Annotated in this window: 16 protein-coding genes; 8 read left to right on the plus strand and 8 right to left on the minus strand. The window is 43.1% G+C overall.

Annotation, left to right across the window (positions count from 1 at the left end):
- Positions 1-8: 8 nt before the first annotated feature.
- Both ACED41_RS14360 and ACED41_RS14365 read right to left on the minus strand, forming a co-directional pair.
- Positions 9-620, minus strand: coding sequence for an ACP phosphodiesterase (locus ACED41_RS14360; protein WP_371725171.1), 612 nt, complete (start codon positions 618-620; stop codon positions 9-11).
- 205 nt (positions 621-825) lie between these two features.
- Positions 826-954, minus strand: a complete 129-nt coding sequence (locus ACED41_RS14365; RefSeq protein WP_017059831.1) for a hypothetical protein — start codon at positions 952-954, stop codon at positions 826-828.
- Between the two features lie 446 nt (positions 955-1400).
- On the opposite strand from ACED41_RS14365, the gene ACED41_RS14370 reads away from it, so the two are divergent.
- Together ACED41_RS14370 and ACED41_RS14375 are read left to right on the plus strand one after the other, a co-directional pair.
- The gene (locus ACED41_RS14370; RefSeq protein WP_017059832.1) at positions 1401-2624 is read left to right on the plus strand and encodes an aromatic amino acid transport family protein; all 1224 of its coding nucleotides are present in this window, start codon (positions 1401-1403) and stop codon (positions 2622-2624) included.
- Positions 2625-2772: 148 nt separating this feature from the next.
- A complete protein-coding gene (locus tag ACED41_RS14375; protein ID WP_017064641.1) occupies positions 2773-4197 on the plus strand; it encodes a methyl-accepting chemotaxis protein in 1425 nt (474 codons plus the stop codon).
- A gap of 408 nt (positions 4198-4605) precedes the next feature.
- Here ACED41_RS14375 and ACED41_RS14380 read toward each other — a convergent pair whose 3' ends face one another.
- The 3 genes from ACED41_RS14380 to ACED41_RS14390 all read right to left on the minus strand — a co-directional run bounded on the left by ACED41_RS14380 (position 4606) and on the right by ACED41_RS14390 (position 7998).
- On the minus strand, positions 4606-5331 hold the full coding sequence (locus ACED41_RS14380) for an HAD-IA family hydrolase (RefSeq protein WP_017059834.1): 726 nt from the start codon (positions 5329-5331) through the stop codon (positions 4606-4608).
- A 303-nt stretch (positions 5332-5634) separates the two neighbouring features.
- A complete protein-coding gene (locus ACED41_RS14385) occupies positions 5635-7443 on the minus strand; it encodes an HD domain-containing phosphohydrolase (RefSeq protein WP_102333464.1) in 1809 nt (602 codons plus the stop codon).
- A gap of 60 nt (positions 7444-7503) precedes the next feature.
- Positions 7504-7998 carry a hypothetical protein gene (locus ACED41_RS14390; RefSeq protein ID WP_371725172.1) on the minus strand — a complete coding sequence of 165 codons (495 nt, stop codon included), beginning with the start codon at positions 7996-7998 and terminating at the stop codon, positions 7504-7506.
- Positions 7999-8246: 248 nt separating this feature from the next.
- On the opposite strand from ACED41_RS14390, the gene ACED41_RS14395 reads away from it, so the two are divergent.
- From ACED41_RS14395 to ACED41_RS14410, 4 genes are all read left to right on the plus strand, one after another.
- The gene (locus ACED41_RS14395) at positions 8247-8726 is read left to right on the plus strand and encodes a CreA family protein (protein ID WP_371725173.1); all 480 of its coding nucleotides are present in this window, start codon (positions 8247-8249) and stop codon (positions 8724-8726) included.
- 129 nt (positions 8727-8855) lie between these two features.
- Positions 8856-10160, plus strand: coding sequence for an inosine/guanosine kinase (locus tag ACED41_RS14400; protein ID WP_017069885.1), 1305 nt, complete (start codon positions 8856-8858; stop codon positions 10158-10160).
- A gap of 294 nt (positions 10161-10454) precedes the next feature.
- Positions 10455-12203, plus strand: coding sequence for a formate--tetrahydrofolate ligase (locus tag ACED41_RS14405; RefSeq protein ID WP_371725174.1), 1749 nt, complete (start codon positions 10455-10457; stop codon positions 12201-12203).
- A 237-nt stretch (positions 12204-12440) separates the two neighbouring features.
- A complete protein-coding gene (locus ACED41_RS14410; protein WP_371725175.1) occupies positions 12441-14345 on the plus strand; it encodes a diguanylate cyclase in 1905 nt (634 codons plus the stop codon).
- A 63-nt stretch (positions 14346-14408) separates the two neighbouring features.
- Here ACED41_RS14410 and ACED41_RS14415 read toward each other — a convergent pair whose 3' ends face one another.
- Positions 14409-15014: a beta-phosphoglucomutase family hydrolase gene (locus ACED41_RS14415; protein ID WP_102427960.1), complete on the minus strand. Its 606-nt coding sequence runs from the start codon at positions 15012-15014 to the stop codon at positions 14409-14411.
- An 87-nt stretch (positions 15015-15101) separates the two neighbouring features.
- Here ACED41_RS14415 and arfB point away from each other — a divergent pair, with 87 nt between their 5' ends.
- Complete coding sequence (gene arfB / locus ACED41_RS14420; RefSeq protein WP_017059842.1) at positions 15102-15512, plus strand: alternative ribosome rescue aminoacyl-tRNA hydrolase ArfB; 411 nt, start codon at positions 15102-15104, stop codon at positions 15510-15512.
- Positions 15513-15605: 93 nt separating this feature from the next.
- Here arfB and ACED41_RS14425 read toward each other — a convergent pair whose 3' ends face one another.
- Complete coding sequence (locus ACED41_RS14425) at positions 15606-15923, minus strand: helix-turn-helix transcriptional regulator (RefSeq protein ID WP_017059843.1); 318 nt, start codon at positions 15921-15923, stop codon at positions 15606-15608.
- A gap of 200 nt (positions 15924-16123) precedes the next feature.
- On the opposite strand from ACED41_RS14425, the gene ACED41_RS14430 reads away from it, so the two are divergent.
- Positions 16124-16450 carry a hypothetical protein gene (locus ACED41_RS14430; RefSeq protein ID WP_371725176.1) on the plus strand — a complete coding sequence of 109 codons (327 nt, stop codon included), beginning with the start codon at positions 16124-16126 and terminating at the stop codon, positions 16448-16450.
- 100 nt (positions 16451-16550) lie between these two features.
- Here ACED41_RS14430 and ACED41_RS14435 read toward each other — a convergent pair whose 3' ends face one another.
- Positions 16551-17612 (minus strand): trypsin-like serine protease, encoded by a 1062-nt coding sequence (locus ACED41_RS14435; protein WP_136981868.1) that lies wholly within the window; start codon positions 17610-17612, stop codon positions 16551-16553.
- Positions 17613-17679: the final 67 nt, after the last annotated feature.

Here is a 17679-nt window from a genome sequence, read left to right on the forward strand (position 1 = left end):
TACGCTGTTTACCTTTCCTTTTGATTTTTCTTGATTTGAAGCGCATTAAACTGCTTAGCTTCCTCTAAAACGTTGGGATAAAGCTCATTAAAGTGACACTGCAACGTATCATAGTGACGTTCGAGGTCATCGTAACATGCCTCGAGCATACCGAGCTTAGGCCTTCTCAACGCCATTCGCTGCAACACCACCTCTATAGATGACATGTCTTGATAGCTCTCTAACCATCTATGCTCAGCCATTTTCTGATGAACCATAACGAAATTTTCAGGCCAGTGTGGCTCTTGATGTTCAAAGATCTGCTCATGGCTATCTAAACAAAAACGCTCTAATGTCTGCTGTGAAAACTGATCCCAATGATTGGCTAAGCAGTGATCCCAAAATACATCGAGTGCGATAGGCGCAAAGCGTCGTGTTTGGTCTGAGAAAAGTGATTTTGCAGAACGAGATACATCATGACGATCAGTATAGCTATCAACAAATCGATGAAGCCTAATACCGTCAGAAAGGGAATCAGAATAGTGTTTATTAGGGTCGCCTTTAACAAAATCACCTAACAGGTTACCTGCTAAGTTGCTGTTACAGTGCTTGGCGATGTGAAGGTGTGCGAGAAAGTTCATTGAACCTCATTAAAGTATCGAGAACTAAGTAACATGGTAAACGTACTCGTTTATCTTCGCGAACTTTAATGAGGATAGTTTTGGTATGACGTGTGAGCGAATACGATTTGCTCAGTTTAGAATTGTTTGCTTTGAGAAACTTTAGCTAAGAAAACTTTTAGCTTTAAAACGTTTCAGTTGAAACTGAATTAAAGATCTTAAAAGCTTAGTTCGAAGACTTGAAAAGCTCTTCTGCTAACTGTTTCACTGTCTGCTCATAGTCAGACAAATCAATGCCAATTTCCATAGCATCTAACAACTCTAGACTTTCGTCATTATAAGATTGGTCACTCATTGTGCCCCCTCTATTCCTTGATGTGGACATGATGTCCGATTAACTAGTGCACCATCTTGGACTTATATTATGTCACTTTGATGAACGCACTCTACTCTACCCATTCCATATTCATAGCTTAAAGCTACTCGCGATCATTAACGCTTTTTTGCGCTAAAGGGGTATACGCGAACGACATATGTACTGCCACCTTACACCAAGTACAACAAATTACTCTATAAATTTTGAAACCGATCATGGTCAAACGTTTGCTTTGCTCATTTGAATGCTGACACGCCCCTTTGTGTAAATATTAATTTACAGTGGATGCTTTTAATTACAATAAGAATTGCATTTGGAATTAAACTCAATCAGAATACTTCAAAATCGAGATATTCTTTGGGTTTATGCGCTTAAGCTAGAAGAATTACAATGAAAACACATCCTAACGTAAAGAATTATATACAATGAATAAATCAAAGGTTTTTGGTAGTACTTTGATCATTGCAGGCACAACCATTGGTGCTGGCATGCTCGCTCTTCCACTTGCTTCTGCAGGTATTGGCTTTTCAACTTCACTTTTCTTGATGCTGGGTTTATGGGCGTTAATGGCTTTTACTGCGCTATTAATGGTAGAGCTTCACCAATTCGCAGAATCTGACGCTACCCTACACACGTTAGCTCATACCATTTTGGGGACAAAAGGAAAGTGGATTGCGAGCTTCGCGGTGATGTTTCTTTTCTACGCTCTGTGTGCGGCATACATAGCTGGCGGCGGTGCGCAATTTAACCAACGAATTTCGGATATCGCGGGTATCGAACTTAATGCTCAAATCACCACGCTTCTATTTACGCTATTAGTTGCCGGCGTTGTTACGATTGGTACACACAGTGTTGATAAAGTTAACCGCGTTTTGTTTGGCTTAAAGCTTATCGCGATGGTTTTGGTACTCAGCTTCCTAGCGCCAAACATTACCTCTCAATACTTAATGAGCATGCCTTTACAGCAAGGCCTGATTGTTGCGGCTATTCCGGTTGTGTTTACCTCTTTTGGTTTCCACGGCAGCATCCCATCAATTGTTCGATACCTAGATGGTGACGTTCGTTCTTTACGTAAGGTAATGATTATTGGCTCGGCACTGCCTCTGGTTATCTACGTTTTCTGGCAAAGTGTTACTTTGGGCGTGATTAGCCAAGAGCAGTTGTTGTCTGACACAAGCTTGGGCGCGCTATTAGTCTCGCTATCGCAAACGGTTCATCAATCCAACCTAAGCGTGATCGTCGGTGTGTTTGCAGACCTTGCACTGCTGACATCTTTTATTGGTGTGAGCTTGGGCTTATTTGAATTCATGGGCGACTCACTGAGCAAGAAACTAGGTAACGCAAAACGTGTTAAGACAGCTGCTATCACCTTCTTACCGCCACTGGGGTTTGCCTTATTTTACCCACAAGGCTTCATCATGGCTTTAGGCTACGCAGCCATTGCACTTTCAGTGCTCGCGATTCTGTTACCAACAGTGATGGTCTACAAGGTTCGTTACACTGATTTCTCTGTCAAACCACAATCTTCAGAAGCCAGTTACCAAGTGTTAGGCGGTAGCAAAGCGTTGTTTTTAGCAGGTAGCGTTGGCGTATTTATCATTGCGATTCAAGTTCTTATTTCAGTAGGGTTACTGCCTTCTTTAGGCTAATAAACCTATACAGAACTAATTTACTTGATTCAGATCTCATAAATGACATATCACTATCATTAATTTTCACAATTAGTCGATTGAAGTCACATTTTTATTGAGGTCGGTTATTTAGAGTCCACGGTAAAGGATTTACCGTGGAGTTTTTATGAAAGAAGTACAATTTCGAACGATAGACAAACTGTTTATTAAGATGTCGATCAACGACAAGTTTTGGGTCATTTTCTTAATCTTTTTTGCCGCTCTGGCAAGCCTAGCTGGACTGAACTACGTCAACAAAATGGAACACATTGACGTAACTGCAAAACAGCAGGTCGAGTATCAACTGCAAGGCATTTTATCAGCATCAGATTCCCCGGCATCTGTTCGCTCTGTTAGCCAGCAAACTCGCGCTCAACAAACCACTATTTCAAATAATGGTTCTGTGACTGCCACAGCACTCGCACAAGATGGCAACTACTACTCACTTACCGTTTCAACTAACGATATACAGAATCAAAAGCAGCAAGCACTGTACACTTTATTACTGAGCTTCTTGTGGTGTGTGCCTTTTGGTCTTTTCTGTTACTGGGTAGCGACTTTCCTAGGCGGCGCACTTTGGGTTCTTTATTCAACGACTCAAAAGATTGGTGATGGTGACTTAACATCACGCCTTGGCTTCCACCCTGGCCGTGATGAGTTCGGCACGATTGGTTGTGCGCTTGACCGTTCAATGGACACGCTTAGTGAGTTAGTCAACAACGTAAACCACAGTGCAGCAACGCTAAGCGAAACATCGGCTTCTTTCGAAACTGAGATGAAGCGCAGCGAAACACAAATCATGAGCCAAAATGCCTCTCTAGACTCTGTAGCGACAGCAATGGATCAGATGACAGCTTCGGCAAATGAAGTCTCTAACATCTCTGCACGCTCAACTGAACAAACAGAACAAGACGCGCAGCAAATCAACGATAGCCACGCGAAGGTTCAACAGGCAATCTCGGAAATCACCACCCTTTCTTCTTTGATTGAGCAAACCTCATCTTCTGTTACTAGCTTGAATGTGAATACGAGCCAAATTAACGAGGTCATCACGACGATCAATGCTATTTCAGAGCAAACTAACTTACTTGCTTTAAATGCCGCGATTGAAGCCGCTCGTGCGGGCGAGCAAGGCCGAGGTTTCGCTGTTGTTGCTGATGAAGTAAGAACACTGGCAAGCCGCACTCAGTCGGCTACTGTAGAAATCCAAGCGATGATTGAACGCTTACAGCAAGAGAGCCAAAATATCGCGAAGATCACCGAACAGACGGTTGACCAAGCGCAAACCAGTAGCCAGTTGATTTCAAACATTGGTCACGACGTAAACTCGATTGCAGATTCAGCTCAAGCACTAATGGACATGAGTATCCAAATCGCAACATCAGCCGATGAGCAAAGTAACGTTGCCAATACGATTGCAGCAGAGCTTAACGATATTCGAAGCCAATCCGATGTGATTAAAGACGTGGCTCAGAATTCTTCAAATGGCGTATCTAGGCTAACAGAAGCGTCGGTTTCTCTATCTCAGACATTGGCACGCTACCGAACTTAAGGATCAACTGGTGAACTAGCGGCGTGAATTGAAAACAAACTAATGAGGACTCGTAATGGGTCCTTTCTTTTTGGCTTTTGTTTAATAACATTACAAGAACCATGGTCAATAACGATGACATTATCAATTACCATGAAGCAAGTCGCAAAGGAGAGATTAAGAAGTGTCAGAACTGTCTAATATTCGAGCTTAGGAGTAATCTAATTGAACGGGTCTTTTTTCGCTTACCCCCTTGCTGCAGGTGACACATAATGAATAAAACAGAAACACCAAACACCGACGACATTACATGCCCTTTATGCCAACACGACGAGTATCTGCTTTCAGAAAGTGGAGAAAAGTTTACTTGTGCATCTTGCGGTTTCCACACCAAACAATTTAGTAAGGTAGTCAGCCTTCAACTAAGCTCTACCCCACCAAAGCTGCAGAATTCGATATACCACCATTTGAGCAGTGCTTGCCATTAATCCAAACTGAAATTTCTTCTAAACTGTAGATATCCTGAGCCGCGAGTTCTGCTGAGTCGGCTTCGGGATCTACGATTGCTTCATCAATACTCGGGCGTAATCGAAACGATTGGATACCCGCGCGAACACCAGCCTCAATCCCTTTCAACGTATCATCCACGTAGATGCACTCATTTGGCAGAAAGCCCATGTTCATGGCCGTGTACATGATTAGATCAGGCTCTGGCTTCCAGCTGTTAGCATCAAAAGCTGAGAACACTTTGCCTTTGAAGTCGTCTAGCATGCCTGTCATCGCCAATGAAGATTCAACCCTAGATTTCGGTGCATTGGAAGCAATACAAAACTCGATGTCTTGTTGTTTGAGGAATTCAATAAGTTCGATAGCGCCATCCATCGGTTTTAAATGACGCTGGAACAGTGCTTGTAATTCATTGCGATATAACGGCTCAAGTGTATCAATCGAGATAGATAACCCAAGACGTTCTTGTGTATCCATTAAGATGTCGGCTAGCTTCCCGCCTTGAAAGTGCGCATAGCAGTCGTTGACGTTTAGCTCCGCTCCAAAGCCAGTGAAAACGTTCACCAAAGCTTGGCAGCACAGCTTTTCACTATCGATAAGTGTTCCGTCACAATCGAAAATCACACATTTAGTCTGTTCTAACCGCATAGGTATCTCACTTAGATTGAATCCAAGTTTTATCCTATAGTGTTCTTTCAATGCGCGAGATGATTGAGGTAACAGTTTGCAGATACAGGCTTATTTCTCTTCGCGAAATATGGAGTTGATCACTTTATCGCTCAGCATAAGCAACAGTTTTCATTAAATTAACCCAGATTCTACGAAACCAAATACTGCGAGGTTTACATAAGCTACTCAATTTCAGGAGAAAATATAAATCACTACTTCCTAGCCGGATCGTGGTGAATCGATAAAAAAAATGGCTTATAGGCTACTCAGATAGAGCGACAATTAGCTAACAACCGACTCTTCTAAGACCTTAGCTTCAAGCGAAGGTGAAGACGCATATTCTACAGTTCCAGTATCGGGGTACGAATCTCGGATAGCGACAAACTCGGATAAGTGTTTCAGTAGCAATTTAGTTAGCTGAGGATCAAACTGGTAGCCACACTCTCGCTCAAACAAATCGACCACCATATCTAACGGCCACGGTTCTTTGTAGCAACGTGCACTAAGCAGCGCATCAAACACATCGGCTACGGCAGTGATACGAGCAAACAGGTGTATTTCATCACCCACTTTTCCATTCGGGTATCCAGCACCATCCCAACGCTCGTGATGTTCGTTAGCAATGATTGCCGCGAGGTTGGTAATATCACCCGCTCCGCTCTTTAGTAAGTTATAGCCAGCCGTAGTATGAAGCTTCATCACCTCCCACTCTTGGTCGGTTAATTTCCCAGGTTTATCCAAGATTGATTCAGGGACTGAAATCTTACCCACATCGTGCATTGGGCTGATGATCTCAATCATCTCGACCTCGCGATGGCTCAAGCCACGATACTTAGCAAGCAGTGCAGACAACTTGGCTACACGCTTAACATGATTACCAGTTTCGCCAGAGCGGGTTTCAATTGCCTCTCCGAGAACATGAATCATATCCTTTTGGATATTCAAGGTCTGTTTCTGAAGCTTTAAGATTCGTTTGTTCTTATTCGCCAACTCTTTCTTTTGGCGCAGAGTGACAAATTGCATCAAGATGATCAGGCTCAAACCCGCAATCACCATCGACAGCCCCAATAACAACTGGAAGTTTTTGCGAATAAAGGATGAAGGCTCGTTAATGAAAACCGCTTCGTCAGGTAACGCGTTTCCACTAATCCCGTATCTCTTCATTGCAGGGTAATTGAATACAAAACGTTTGTTGTCTCCGGGAGTTAACGGTGTAGTAAAACCAAGTGGAAGGTATTTATCCAACGCATCGACGGCCTGTTCACCCATGCTTTGTGAGTGATTAACGTAACCACCGAGTACATCACCCGAAATATAGAACTGCCATAAAGCAAACACCGGAGCAGCACTCGCTTTTGACAACGTATCCGCAATCTCTTGGTAAGTGTGATAAACCCCTTGCTTTAACTCGGTGTTGTAATGACTGAGCAATACCGCATCGTCCGCAGAGATCCCTTCCAAAAATTGACTCGTATGCTCCAGCGACAAGTCGCGAATTTCTACGAGATTGATATTTGAAAATTCAGCCATCATTTTGTTCATTTCTTTATGAATCAATTCAGACGTGACACTGTAATCATTTACAAAATAGAGATTCTTTAGATTAGGTCTTAATTTGGAGATCAGCTTAATATTAACGTCTATCTGATCGTTCTCGTAAAGCACAGTTGCTCTGTCAGACACCGCGTACATGTCGGTGCTGAAATCATTGATGCCGGCTGCAACGACAGGTGTGGAGCGATCAATCAAATTAGGCAGAGATTCAAGAAAATTGGCTGCGTTATCGTCCGTCGCAATTACGCCATCAAATTTATAACCTGCATACTTCGCACGTAAGTAGTTCGCGAGAGAGTCGTAATACTCTGGGCTGTGGACACGCTTTGAATCCAAATACTCTATTGAGAGTTTAACTTCGGTTTGAGACTGGCTGAACGCACTGTCTATCCCTTTTTGGAAGTCAGCAGTCCATTGATAAGAAGGTTCGTATGAGTGTAAAACTAGGATGCGTTTAATATCCCAGTCGTTAGCAAAACTGAGTGAAGAATAAGCGCTAACACATAATACAGCGATTGATATCAATAGCTTGTACATACAATACCCTTTAAATAAGACGGGGTATTGTACTTAGATTAACGCTTTGTCAAAGAATCTTTAGTTCTCGATCCATACTTTATCGCGAGAAGCATGATCTTGTGCCCAAAAATCGTGTAACTGCTTAGCAAAGTTGTTGATACTTTGACCATTTTCAGCAACGACATCCGAGATCAATAGGGAACCATCCGCTTCTGTGACGATAGCGCTCGCCACAACTTCACCGTTTTGAGTACCAATATATAATACATGATCGTCAGAAAGCATAATTTGGCTCAAGAACTCAAGCATGTGTGCCCTTTCGATTTCATCTTGGTAAACGCTTGCTTGGTTGAGTGAAAATAGCACGGTCAATTTATGGAAATCGACTTTATGCAGTTCATCAATTTGGGAAGGAGTTTGATCTTGTGCTAGGAGTTGGTATGTCTTGGATGGAAGTTTGCTTTGATAAAGTTCACGGCCGAGGAGGCTCTCTTTTGCGGGGTAAGCAATATCGAGCTGACTAAATAGCCATTGGTTTTTCTTGTGTGCAATTTCAGGTATTTCGTTATTCATTCTTTTAGTACCTACGGTTAGTATCCCCAAATATCGCAGTTATTTGGAAGACATACGGTCGGCTGAGGTGCCGAGCTACAAGCAGAGAGCATACAGAGCATGACCAAGGCCAACAAGTACTTTAAATGCTTCATATTTTTCATTATCCAACAACATCCTTTAAGAACTTAACGAAAAGCTCTACACTCGTATCCAAGCTTTCAATATCCTTATAGTAAACAGAACTATATAAATAAAAAGGACTTCTTATGAAAAAAGCCTTAATAGCAGCAGGTATCGTGACAATGTTAGCTGGCTGTTCGGACAACGAGGTTGGCGACGTCTCACTGGGTTTCTTCACAATGAAGGATATCAAGATGTCTTCATTAGATGACGATAAGATCGCGGGTGTTACCTGTCATATCGCATCAATCGAAGCAAACCTTAGCCTTTCTGATCCAAGTGATAGCTCTATATCTTGTCGTCAAACAGGTGAAATTACACCAGAAATGATTGCTCAAATAGACAAGAGTAAGTCTGGCGAAGTGGTATTCAAGCAATCGAAAAGTATCTTCTTTAAAACAATGAAGGTTCGTCGTATCTACGATGCAGAGAATCAGTCGCTGCTCTACTTGTCTTACACCACCAAAGAAACAGAAGGTAGCTTCAAACACAGCCTTTCAACTGTTCCACTATGGGGTACAGAGGCTTACGTTGATCCAGCGGCGTTAGTACAGCCAACCGAGTAGTTTCAAACATATAGTTAGTTGAATCACCTGTACAGACATTGTGCAGGTGATTCAAAATGTAATAAAAATGAAAGAAACAGAAACAAAATGTGATATCATGCGGCAAAATTTTTTCACTGTATTTTTCATATGAAGTTTCCTGGACAGCGTAAATCTAAGCACTACTTTCCAACTCACGCACGTGATCCGTTGGTCAACCAAATTCAACAAACGCCTAAGCTTCACCGCGCAACGATTGTGGGTGTTGGCCAAACGATTGTTGATATCGAAGCCCGTGTTGACAACGAGTTCCTAGAAAAATACGAGCTGAGTAAAGGTCACTCACTGGTATTGGAAGAAAGTAAAGCAGATGCGCTGTATGAAGAGTTAGTTGAGCGCGGTTTGATCACGCATCAATATCCTGGCGATACTATCGGCAACACACTGCACAACTATTCCGTACTTGCGGACAGCAAATCGGTCCTGCTTGGCGTAATGTCTAAGAAGATTGAAGTTGGCTCATTTGGTTATCGTTACCTTTGCCGCACTTCTTCTCGTATGAATCTAAACCACCTTCAAACTGTTGATGGTCCAATTGGTCGTTGTTACACGCTGATTTCTGAAGATGGCGAACGTACGTTTGCAATCAACGAAGGCCACATGAACCAACTTCTTCCAGAAAGCATTCCTGAAAAAGTCTTCGAGAAAGCTTCTGCATTGGTTGTGTCGTCATACCTAATGCGTGGCAAACCTGAAGATCCGATGCCAAAAGCGGTACAAAAAGCGATTGAATACGCGAAAGCGCACAATGTGCCTGTTGTACTAACACTTGGTACTAAGTATGTGATCGAAGGCAACGCTGAATGGTGGCAAGAATACCTGAAAGAAAACGTAACCATCGTCGCGATGAACGAAGATGAAGGTGAAGCGCTAACGGGTGAAAAAGATCCTCTATTGGCTGCTAACAAGGCACTTGAGTGGGTTGACCTAGTTCTATGTACTGCAGGTCCTATTGGTCTATACATGGCAGGTTACACTGACGAACCAGCGAAACGCGAAACCACACTGCCATTGTTACCGGGTAACATCCCTGAGTTCAATAAATACGAATTCAGCCGTGCGATGCGTAAGCAAGACTGTAAAGACCCAGTAAAAGTGTACTCTCACATTGGCCCTTACCTAGGTGGCCCACTTGAGATTAAGAATACCAATGGCGCTGGCGATGGTGCACTTTCAGCACTACTTCACGACATGGCAGCAAATAGCTACCACCACGTGAATGTACCAAACTCAGAGAAACACGAGCACACTTGTCTAACTTACTCTTCACTGTCTCAAATTTGTAAGTACGCAAACCGTGTAAGCTACGAAGTGTTGACTCAGCACTCTCCTCGCCTTTCTCGTGCATTACCTGAACGCGAAGATAGCTTAGAAGAAACATACTGGGATCGTTAATCGACCATATTAGGCAGTTACCTCTTAAAGGTTAACGCCAAGTGAGATTACCCATTCCTTGAAGGGCTGCTATATGCAGCCCTTTTTGTATTCAACACCAATATAACGGCAGGTGAAGTTAATCATATCGAATATTTTGCTCGTTTAAGATTTGATCTCGCGCAATGACTCTTTAGATCTGTTATCTTCCAGCACATAATTCGTGTGGTTTGCCTTTACTTGGCAAATTTATACAGTACTATCGCCACGCAAACGTTTACGTACCGCCTTTCGGTTCTGATATAAGGATCAAATATGCTGTCTGATATTGATATTTGTCGCTCTACTCCCCTTAAAAACATCAGTGAGGTTGCCAAGCAAGCTGGCCTGCACCACAACGAACATCAGCCATTAGGGCAATTCAAATCTAAAGTGTCTCTCACGTCACTTGAACGCCTCGCCAACCAACAAGATGGTAAATTAGTCGTAGTCACGGCGATCACACCGACACCTCTTGGTGAAGGCAAAACCGTCACTACTATCGGATTAGCACAAGGCCTCGCAGAGATTAACCAATCTGCAATGGCCTGCATTCGCCAGCCTTCAATGGGTCCGGTATTTGGTGTAAAAGGTGGCGCTGCGGGTGGTGGTTACTCTCAAGTTGCCCCTATGGAACAATTAAACCTGCATCTCACGGGCGATATTCATGCTGTTACGGCCGCTCACAACCTCGCCTCCGCCGCCATTGATGCACGTTTGTATCATGAACAGCGTGAAGGGTTAGACGCCTTTGAAACGCGCTCAGGCTTAAAAGCACTGAATATCGACCCAAGTAGAATCGTTTGGCGACGTGTACTTGACCACAATGATCGCGCACTACGCATGATCACGGTTGGCAAGAACGAAGCAGACAAAACAATTAACGGCTTTGAGCGAGAAGATGGATTTGATATCTCAGCTGCTTCAGAGCTAATGGCCATTCTTGCTCTAGCCAATGACCTTCAAGATTTGAGAAAGCGCATCGGACGAGTGGTACTTGCCTACAACAAACAAGGCTTGCCGTTGACCGCAGATGACTTCAACGTTGCAGGCGCAATGACCGTAACCATGAAGGATTCTATTGAACCAACATTGATGCAAACCCTTGAAGGCGTTCCTACCCTAATTCACGCCGGGCCTTTCGCGAACATCGCACATGGTAACTCTTCAATTATTGCCGATAAGATAGCGTTAAAACTGAGTGACTTTGTCGTGACCGAAGGTGGTTTCGGCTCAGATATGGGCTTTGAAAAAGCGTGCAACATAAAAGCAAAAGCGTCGAACAAAAAGCCCGATTGCGCTGTGGTTGTTGCAACATTACGTGGATTAAAGGCCAACTCTGGTTTATACGATTTGAGACCCGGCACTCCATTACCAGATTCAATTTTTAATTATGACCAAGACGCGCTAATTGCAGGCTTTGAGAACCTAAAATGGCACATCAACAACGTTAAGCAATACCAAGTGCCTACAGTTGTTGCGATTAACCGATTCCCACAAGACTCAGCTCAAGAGCTCGATGCTTTGAAACAGATGATCACCGACTTCGACTCAAGCGTTAACGTTGAAGTAAGCGAAGCATTTGGTCAAGGTGGCGAAGGCGCGACTCAACTGGCTCACGCTGTAGTCAAAGCTTGCCAAAAACAGAGTGAATTTAAGCCTTTGTATCACTCAGAGCAAAGCCTAGAAGAAAAGCTGATGGCAGTTGCTGAAGTTGGTTATGGCGCGGCAAGTATTTCGCTATCTCCACTGGCTAAAAAACAACTGGCTGAATTCAAACTGCATGGCTATAGCGACCTATCAGTTTGTTTGGCAAAAACACCACTATCGATCTCGACAGAAGCACACGTAAAAGGTGCACCAACCCAATTTGACGTGCCTGTTAGAGAACTAAAATTGTGTGCTGGTGCTGGCTTTATTTACGCGTTGTGCGGCAATGTAATGACCATGCCAGGCTTGCCTGACAAACCGGCGTTCATGTCGTTAGATATTGATAGTAATGGAAATATCGTCGGCCTAAGCTAGCTGCCCTTAGTTAGATAATCGGCAATTAATCGCGATTAATTTAGCTTAGGTTTCGGAGCAGTGTTCTATATTGAGCAATCATTTACTAACGAAGTGATTGCTCAACAATCAAGCTTAACTGCAAAAAGTTGCACTTAAATCGTAGTTATATGCGAATCTTGTCTTAACTTCTGGGTCAAGATCACATTAAAAACCCTATAAAATATATAGTATTGCGCTGATTCTTTGAGGACAGTGATGAATACAAGTATAAAAAAACTAGTCAGCCAATTTCTATGTACCATCTTTGCCCTAGGACTAGTCCCTGCCCTCTACATTAACTCTGAATTTGACAGGGTTGAAGCTCAGCACACGCTAAATATCCAACAGTCCAGCCAGAACCAGATCGAATACAGCTTTCATGAACTCGCTGTTATTGTTGAGCAAATCTCTAACTCTGTTCCGTCAATCGCCGACTCTCAAACACTACTCCGAGCGATTCGAGAACCTTCTATTATCCATAAAGAAACCCTGCAAGATCTTTGGGTGATGTTAGCTCGTGGCCAAAAATACTATTCCCAGCTTCGTTATCTCGATCTAGCCGGCAACGAAGTGTTCCGCGTTAACTACAAAGACGGTCGAGCCACTGTCGTCCCCGAGAGCGAACTGCAGAACAAATCTTCTCGAGATTACTACCAGATGCTACAGAAGTTAGAGATTGGCGATGTCAGCTCTAGAGGCATTGATCTTGAAATGGAAAATGGAGAAATCATCCACCCGTTAACGCCGGCGCTACGCATTATGACGCCAGTCGCTGAAAACAACCGCATTATTGGTTACTTCATCGCAAACCTGAACATGCTTGAGATTTATAAGCGCCTTCACTATCAAATTGGTGCATCTTCTGCTGTTCCTATTATTCTCAACAAAACCGGACACATAATCATGGGGCCGGATCCTACGGAATCTTTCGGACATGTAATTGAATCACGTTCAGAGCAGACTTACGCAAAGTTATACCCTGAGCTTTGGACTGCGATTCAAGACAAGACATCTTCGAGCTATTTCGATGGTGAGAACTGGTATTTTCATTCCGACATCAGCCCTAAAATCAAACAGTTTGAAAGCCCTATTTACATGGTTCTTCACATTGAAAATCAGCAGTTCAGCAGTCAATACCGACAAGAAAAACAAGCGATCGTCGTTCAGATCATCACCTTGTCTTTCTTGATTTCGATGATCTCCGCTGGCTTCGTATTGTGGAACAGCAACCACAAGAAGAACAGTATCGAGAGCCAACTTGCTAAGGCCGCAATGAATGGCATGTCTGCCTTGGTGATTACCGACAGAAACAACCGAATCATCAAAGTAAACCAAGAGTTCACCCGTGTGAGTGGCTACGAGTTAGAAGACGTAAAAGGCCGCCAACCGTCCATGTTTGCCTCTGGTCGCTACAACGAAGAGTTCTACATCAAGATGTGGAGCATCATCAAAGAGAAAGGCATGTGGGAAGGCGAAGTGGTTAATCGTCGTAAAGACGGGTCTTTGATCACGGAAATATTGCGAATCCAAACCATTAAAGACTCGAAAGACGTGATTCAGTTTTATGTCGCTTCATTTGTGGATATAAGTAAACACAAAGAGCTAGAAAACAAACTGAGAAACCTGAGTGAAAAAGATGCCTTAGCTGGGTGTTGGAACCGCCGTAAATTCGATCTTGAGCTGCGAGATGAGTGCTCTCGTGTTAATCGTTACCCTACTCGCGAACAGTCTTGTTTAGCGATTTTGGACATAGACCACTTCAAACGCATCAACGACAGATTTGGTCACGATTATGGAGATCGCGTCATTCAAACCGTTGCTCAAGTATTACAACGAGAGTGCCGAGAAACTGATTTTGTGGCTCGTATTGGTGGCGAAGAGTTTGGCGTTATTCTGCCTCATACCACAACAGAAGAAGCTGAGTATGTACTTAACAGATTGAGAATCGCAGTCAGTATTGAGCTCGATAACGTGGTGACGGTCAGTGGTGGAATTACCAACCTGACCAACGACCCTGCTCTTAGCTACAAGTGCGCCGATTTAGCACTTTATGAAGCCAAAGCAGCAGGTCGAAACAGTGTGTGCCTGTTCCTAGACAGCGAAATGAGCGAAATCGCCTAACAGAAAATCAGTATTGTTCCGCTAGGCTATTAGTTTGGCGGTTTAACAACCCAATCCTTGCAATCAGCTTGGTGCAGGATAGAACTCTAGTGTGTTCCCCTCTACCACTAGAATACAATCCATGTTCGCAGCATGAGCAGCCTGCTTACCTAAGTTCGTATCTTCAAACACAACACACTGCTTTGGCTGCAAACCCATACCAAAACACGCATCTAAGAAAGTATCCGGATTTGGTTTGTGATTCTTAACGTCTGTTGCTGTCACGAGAATATCGAGCTTACTCAAGATCTCTGTCTTATCCAGTAACTGTTCGGCACTTTTACGTTGACTGCCCGTTCCGACTGCAATCTTCTTGTTACCCAGATGCTCTAACAACAGAGAGTGAGTACAAGGGATAACGTCTCCTTTGTCTTCGATAGCCGCAAACGACGCCATTTTAAACGTAGAAACCGCTTGTGGGTCGAGCGATAAACCGTATTTGCTGTTCACCTCACCGGCTATCTTATAACTCGGCATGCCACCTAAGCTATGCAGCCAAGACGCTTCAAAATGAAAGCCAAACTCTTCAGCCGTTCGCTCCCACGCCTTTACATGTGCAGGCATTGTATCGATCAACGTACCGTCCATATCAAAGATTAATCCTTCATATGCCGTTAAATCTATTTTCATCACTACTACCACTCTTAAATAAAGTTACTGATACCATAACCAATATTCAGTATCATGGCGCCATATTACCGTTCAAAATGGATGTTTATGTTACAAATATCTAACTCTGTTTCGATTCAAGACTGGGAACTCCAGTTAACAGCGATCAGAGCACAAGGAGCCGGCGGTCAGAACGTCAATAAAGTATCGAGCGCGATACATTTACGTTTTGATATCAAGCACTCTACCCTACCTGACTTCTATAAAGAAAAGCTCCTCGCACACAAAGATAGCCGCATCACCAAAGACGGTGTGATTATCATTAAAGCACAACAGTATAGAACTCAGGAACAAAACCGAGATGATGCTTTAGTGCGCTTGAAAGAATTGATCTTGGAAGCGACAAAGGTTCAAAAAGTAAGACGAGCAACTAAGCCGACGCGTGGCTCTCAGAAAAGACGTTTAGAAAGCAAAAAACAAAGAAGCACCACCAAACAGCTGCGTGGAAGAGTGAGCTGATGGCTTCATGCCCTCAGAGAACACATTACCCTAGAAGTATCTGTCAATTTGACTAACGAATCGATCTATTACGCTGTTTATTTGAAAGAAAGACTACTGCTTCTTTTTGACCGACAAAATCAGCTTGATCAACAACAGGCGCTCTTCGCTGGTCAGCAGACGACTGACCGCAGCTACATCTTCCGCTGTTACTTGTGATGCGCCAACAATATCAAGCACCACATCCAAATCCGTCACTTTTAAGGTTCTAGTGATTGAACGATACTGAGACATCTTGATGTCCGCCTCTCCGCGTTCAATCCTTTGATAGGTTTTTAAGCTCATTCCTGCACTCGAGGCTAACTTTTCTTGAGACAAGTTGGCTTGTTTCCTACGCTCAATCAGCGCCAATATTATGGGTTCTTGTGACATAAGCTCATCCTCAAAAGACAGTTATGTCCTAAATTCAGCAAGAAGCAGACCATATTGACTTGTGATGGTTTACATAAGCCATCAAAGGCATATTATTCGCTTGATAAAACCGTTACGTTTCATAAACCTTCACACTGATATCAGTTGTGAACGTACAGGCTAGGTAACTTGAGTATTCAAGTGTTGGGAAATAATAAAAATTGCATATTGCGAATAAGAAAGACGTCATATTGGAAATTGCGAATCGCTATACATTGGCATTTCCTTGCATTAGTCACGCATTAGAATCAGACAATCCCCGCCCAGAAATTATTGCAATACAACATAAGCTACTCACGTACAAAGAGGTGTTGCTGCACGGGAACATGTTGGAAGGTAAGGAATTAAAGCAAGCTTTTTCTGCATTGAACGAAAATGAAAAAGGTGTGGCTCAAGGTGGGATTAAAAGCATCAATGCTGCGATAAAAGAGATGGATGAGATTCTAGAAAGATACAGCCGTAAAGCGGTTATCGAGCTGAGTAACTAGTTCTACAAGCAACTAACCAACTGCACACCTGCAAAAGTAAAAAATAAAAAGTCGACGCTATCTTTAAATAAAGCGTCGACTTGTTCAAAACATTGAAGATCTAACGTTTAACTGCTTTTCTAACACCAGCAATCAACATCAGCATCCCTAGCAAACCAAATGAAATACCTCCGCCACTGCTACCAGAGCCAGTTGACGCACTTGTCCCAGCAACAGCAACTCGTTTTGCCTCTGTCGCGGTAAACTGGACAGTTTCCGTGCTATCATTTACCCCTTTAGTTACATCCGTAATCCAATCTTTATAATCATATACCTCTGTAAATACAGATGTTACGCCGATGTCATCACCGCAAGTAGTCGGCCCAAAACTCGTTATACCGACCTGTTCATATGTAGAGCCATTTTTCCAAAACACCGGACCACCAGAATCGCCTTGGCATGTACCCCCGTATAAGCCATTATTCGGTCCGTTACCGTTGAAACAAATTTGTTTATCAGTGACTAACGGACCGAAAACAGCTTTACAATTAAGAGTATCAACATATGTCAGGTCAACTTGTTGTAGCAATGTCGTACCATCAACATCAGTCTCGATGTCACCATGGCCAACTGCAACGAAATCATTCGCAGCATTAAGGTATGTATCAAATTGAGGGATAACAGTTTCAGCTGAGGATTGAAGGTTAAGAGAAGCTTCTAACTTTAAAATCGCAATATCATTTCTTAATAGTTGATTGATACTGTTTGAATAATCCGTTCGATAATACACCTCAGATACTCGTACTTTCTGGATGCTACCGTTAGGGAATAGAGAAGTATCTTCCAATTGAGGAACAACTACCGTGAAAAGTTGAGCATTCTCATCACCATAAATACAGTGTGCAGCAGTCAGTACATGATAGTTATCTAAAATTGTCGCACCACAGTAAGGGCCTGTTGAGTAAACACCGTCATAATCAATACGATCAATGAACAAGCTTGCCATCGAAGGAAATTCCGTGACTGAAGCGTCGCTACCATTCACAATATAGGGTGTTACACCCAAATCAGGAGTACTTTCGTCCGTGTTTTCCGTTGCCATAACACTTGATGTGTAAATTAATGGCGCTAAAAGCCCTAAAACGGCTTTACGAACCGGACTCATTGTATGGTTTACGTTCATAGTTAACTCCTTGTAACCCCTACTACTTATTTACAAAAATGATGAATCGTCACCATAACACGTCACA

The organism is Vibrio sp. 1F255, from assembly GCF_041439145.1.
Lineage (GTDB): Bacteria > Pseudomonadota > Gammaproteobacteria > Enterobacterales > Vibrionaceae > Vibrio > Vibrio crassostreae_C.

Coding starts and splice junctions, on each gene's coding strand:
- ACED41_RS14370 (WP_017059832.1), top strand. CDS start 1,401: ATGAATAAATCAAAGGTTTTTGGTAGTACTTTGATCATTGCAGGCACA.
- arfB (WP_017059842.1), top strand. CDS start 15,102: ATGTTACAAATATCTAACTCTGTTTCGATTCAAGACTGGGAACTCCAG.
- ACED41_RS14435 (WP_136981868.1), bottom strand. CDS start 17,612: ATGAACGTAAACCATACAATGAGTCCGGTTCGTAAAGCCGTTTTAGGG.
- ACED41_RS14400 (WP_017069885.1), top strand. CDS start 8,856: ATGAAGTTTCCTGGACAGCGTAAATCTAAGCACTACTTTCCAACTCAC.
- ACED41_RS14360 (WP_371725171.1), bottom strand. CDS start 620: ATGAACTTTCTCGCACACCTTCACATCGCCAAGCACTGTAACAGCAAC.
- ACED41_RS14395 (WP_371725173.1), top strand. CDS start 8,247: ATGAAAAAAGCCTTAATAGCAGCAGGTATCGTGACAATGTTAGCTGGC.
- ACED41_RS14380 (WP_017059834.1), bottom strand. CDS start 5,331: ATGCGGTTAGAACAGACTAAATGTGTGATTTTCGATTGTGACGGAACA.
- ACED41_RS14405 (WP_371725174.1), top strand. CDS start 10,455: ATGCTGTCTGATATTGATATTTGTCGCTCTACTCCCCTTAAAAACATC.
- ACED41_RS14410 (WP_371725175.1), top strand. CDS start 12,441: ATGAATACAAGTATAAAAAAACTAGTCAGCCAATTTCTATGTACCATC.
- ACED41_RS14425 (WP_017059843.1), bottom strand. CDS start 15,923: ATGTCACAAGAACCCATAATATTGGCGCTGATTGAGCGTAGGAAACAA.
- ACED41_RS14375 (WP_017064641.1), top strand. CDS start 2,773: ATGAAAGAAGTACAATTTCGAACGATAGACAAACTGTTTATTAAGATG.
- ACED41_RS14365 (WP_017059831.1), bottom strand. CDS start 954: ATGAGTGACCAATCTTATAATGACGAAAGTCTAGAGTTGTTAGATGCT.
- ACED41_RS14385 (WP_102333464.1), bottom strand. CDS start 7,443: ATGTACAAGCTATTGATATCAATCGCTGTATTATGTGTTAGCGCTTAT.
- ACED41_RS14390 (WP_371725172.1), bottom strand. CDS start 7,998: ATGAATAACGAAATACCTGAAATTGCACACAAGAAAAACCAATGGCTA.
- ACED41_RS14415 (WP_102427960.1), bottom strand. CDS start 15,014: ATGAAAATAGATTTAACGGCATATGAAGGATTAATCTTTGATATGGAC.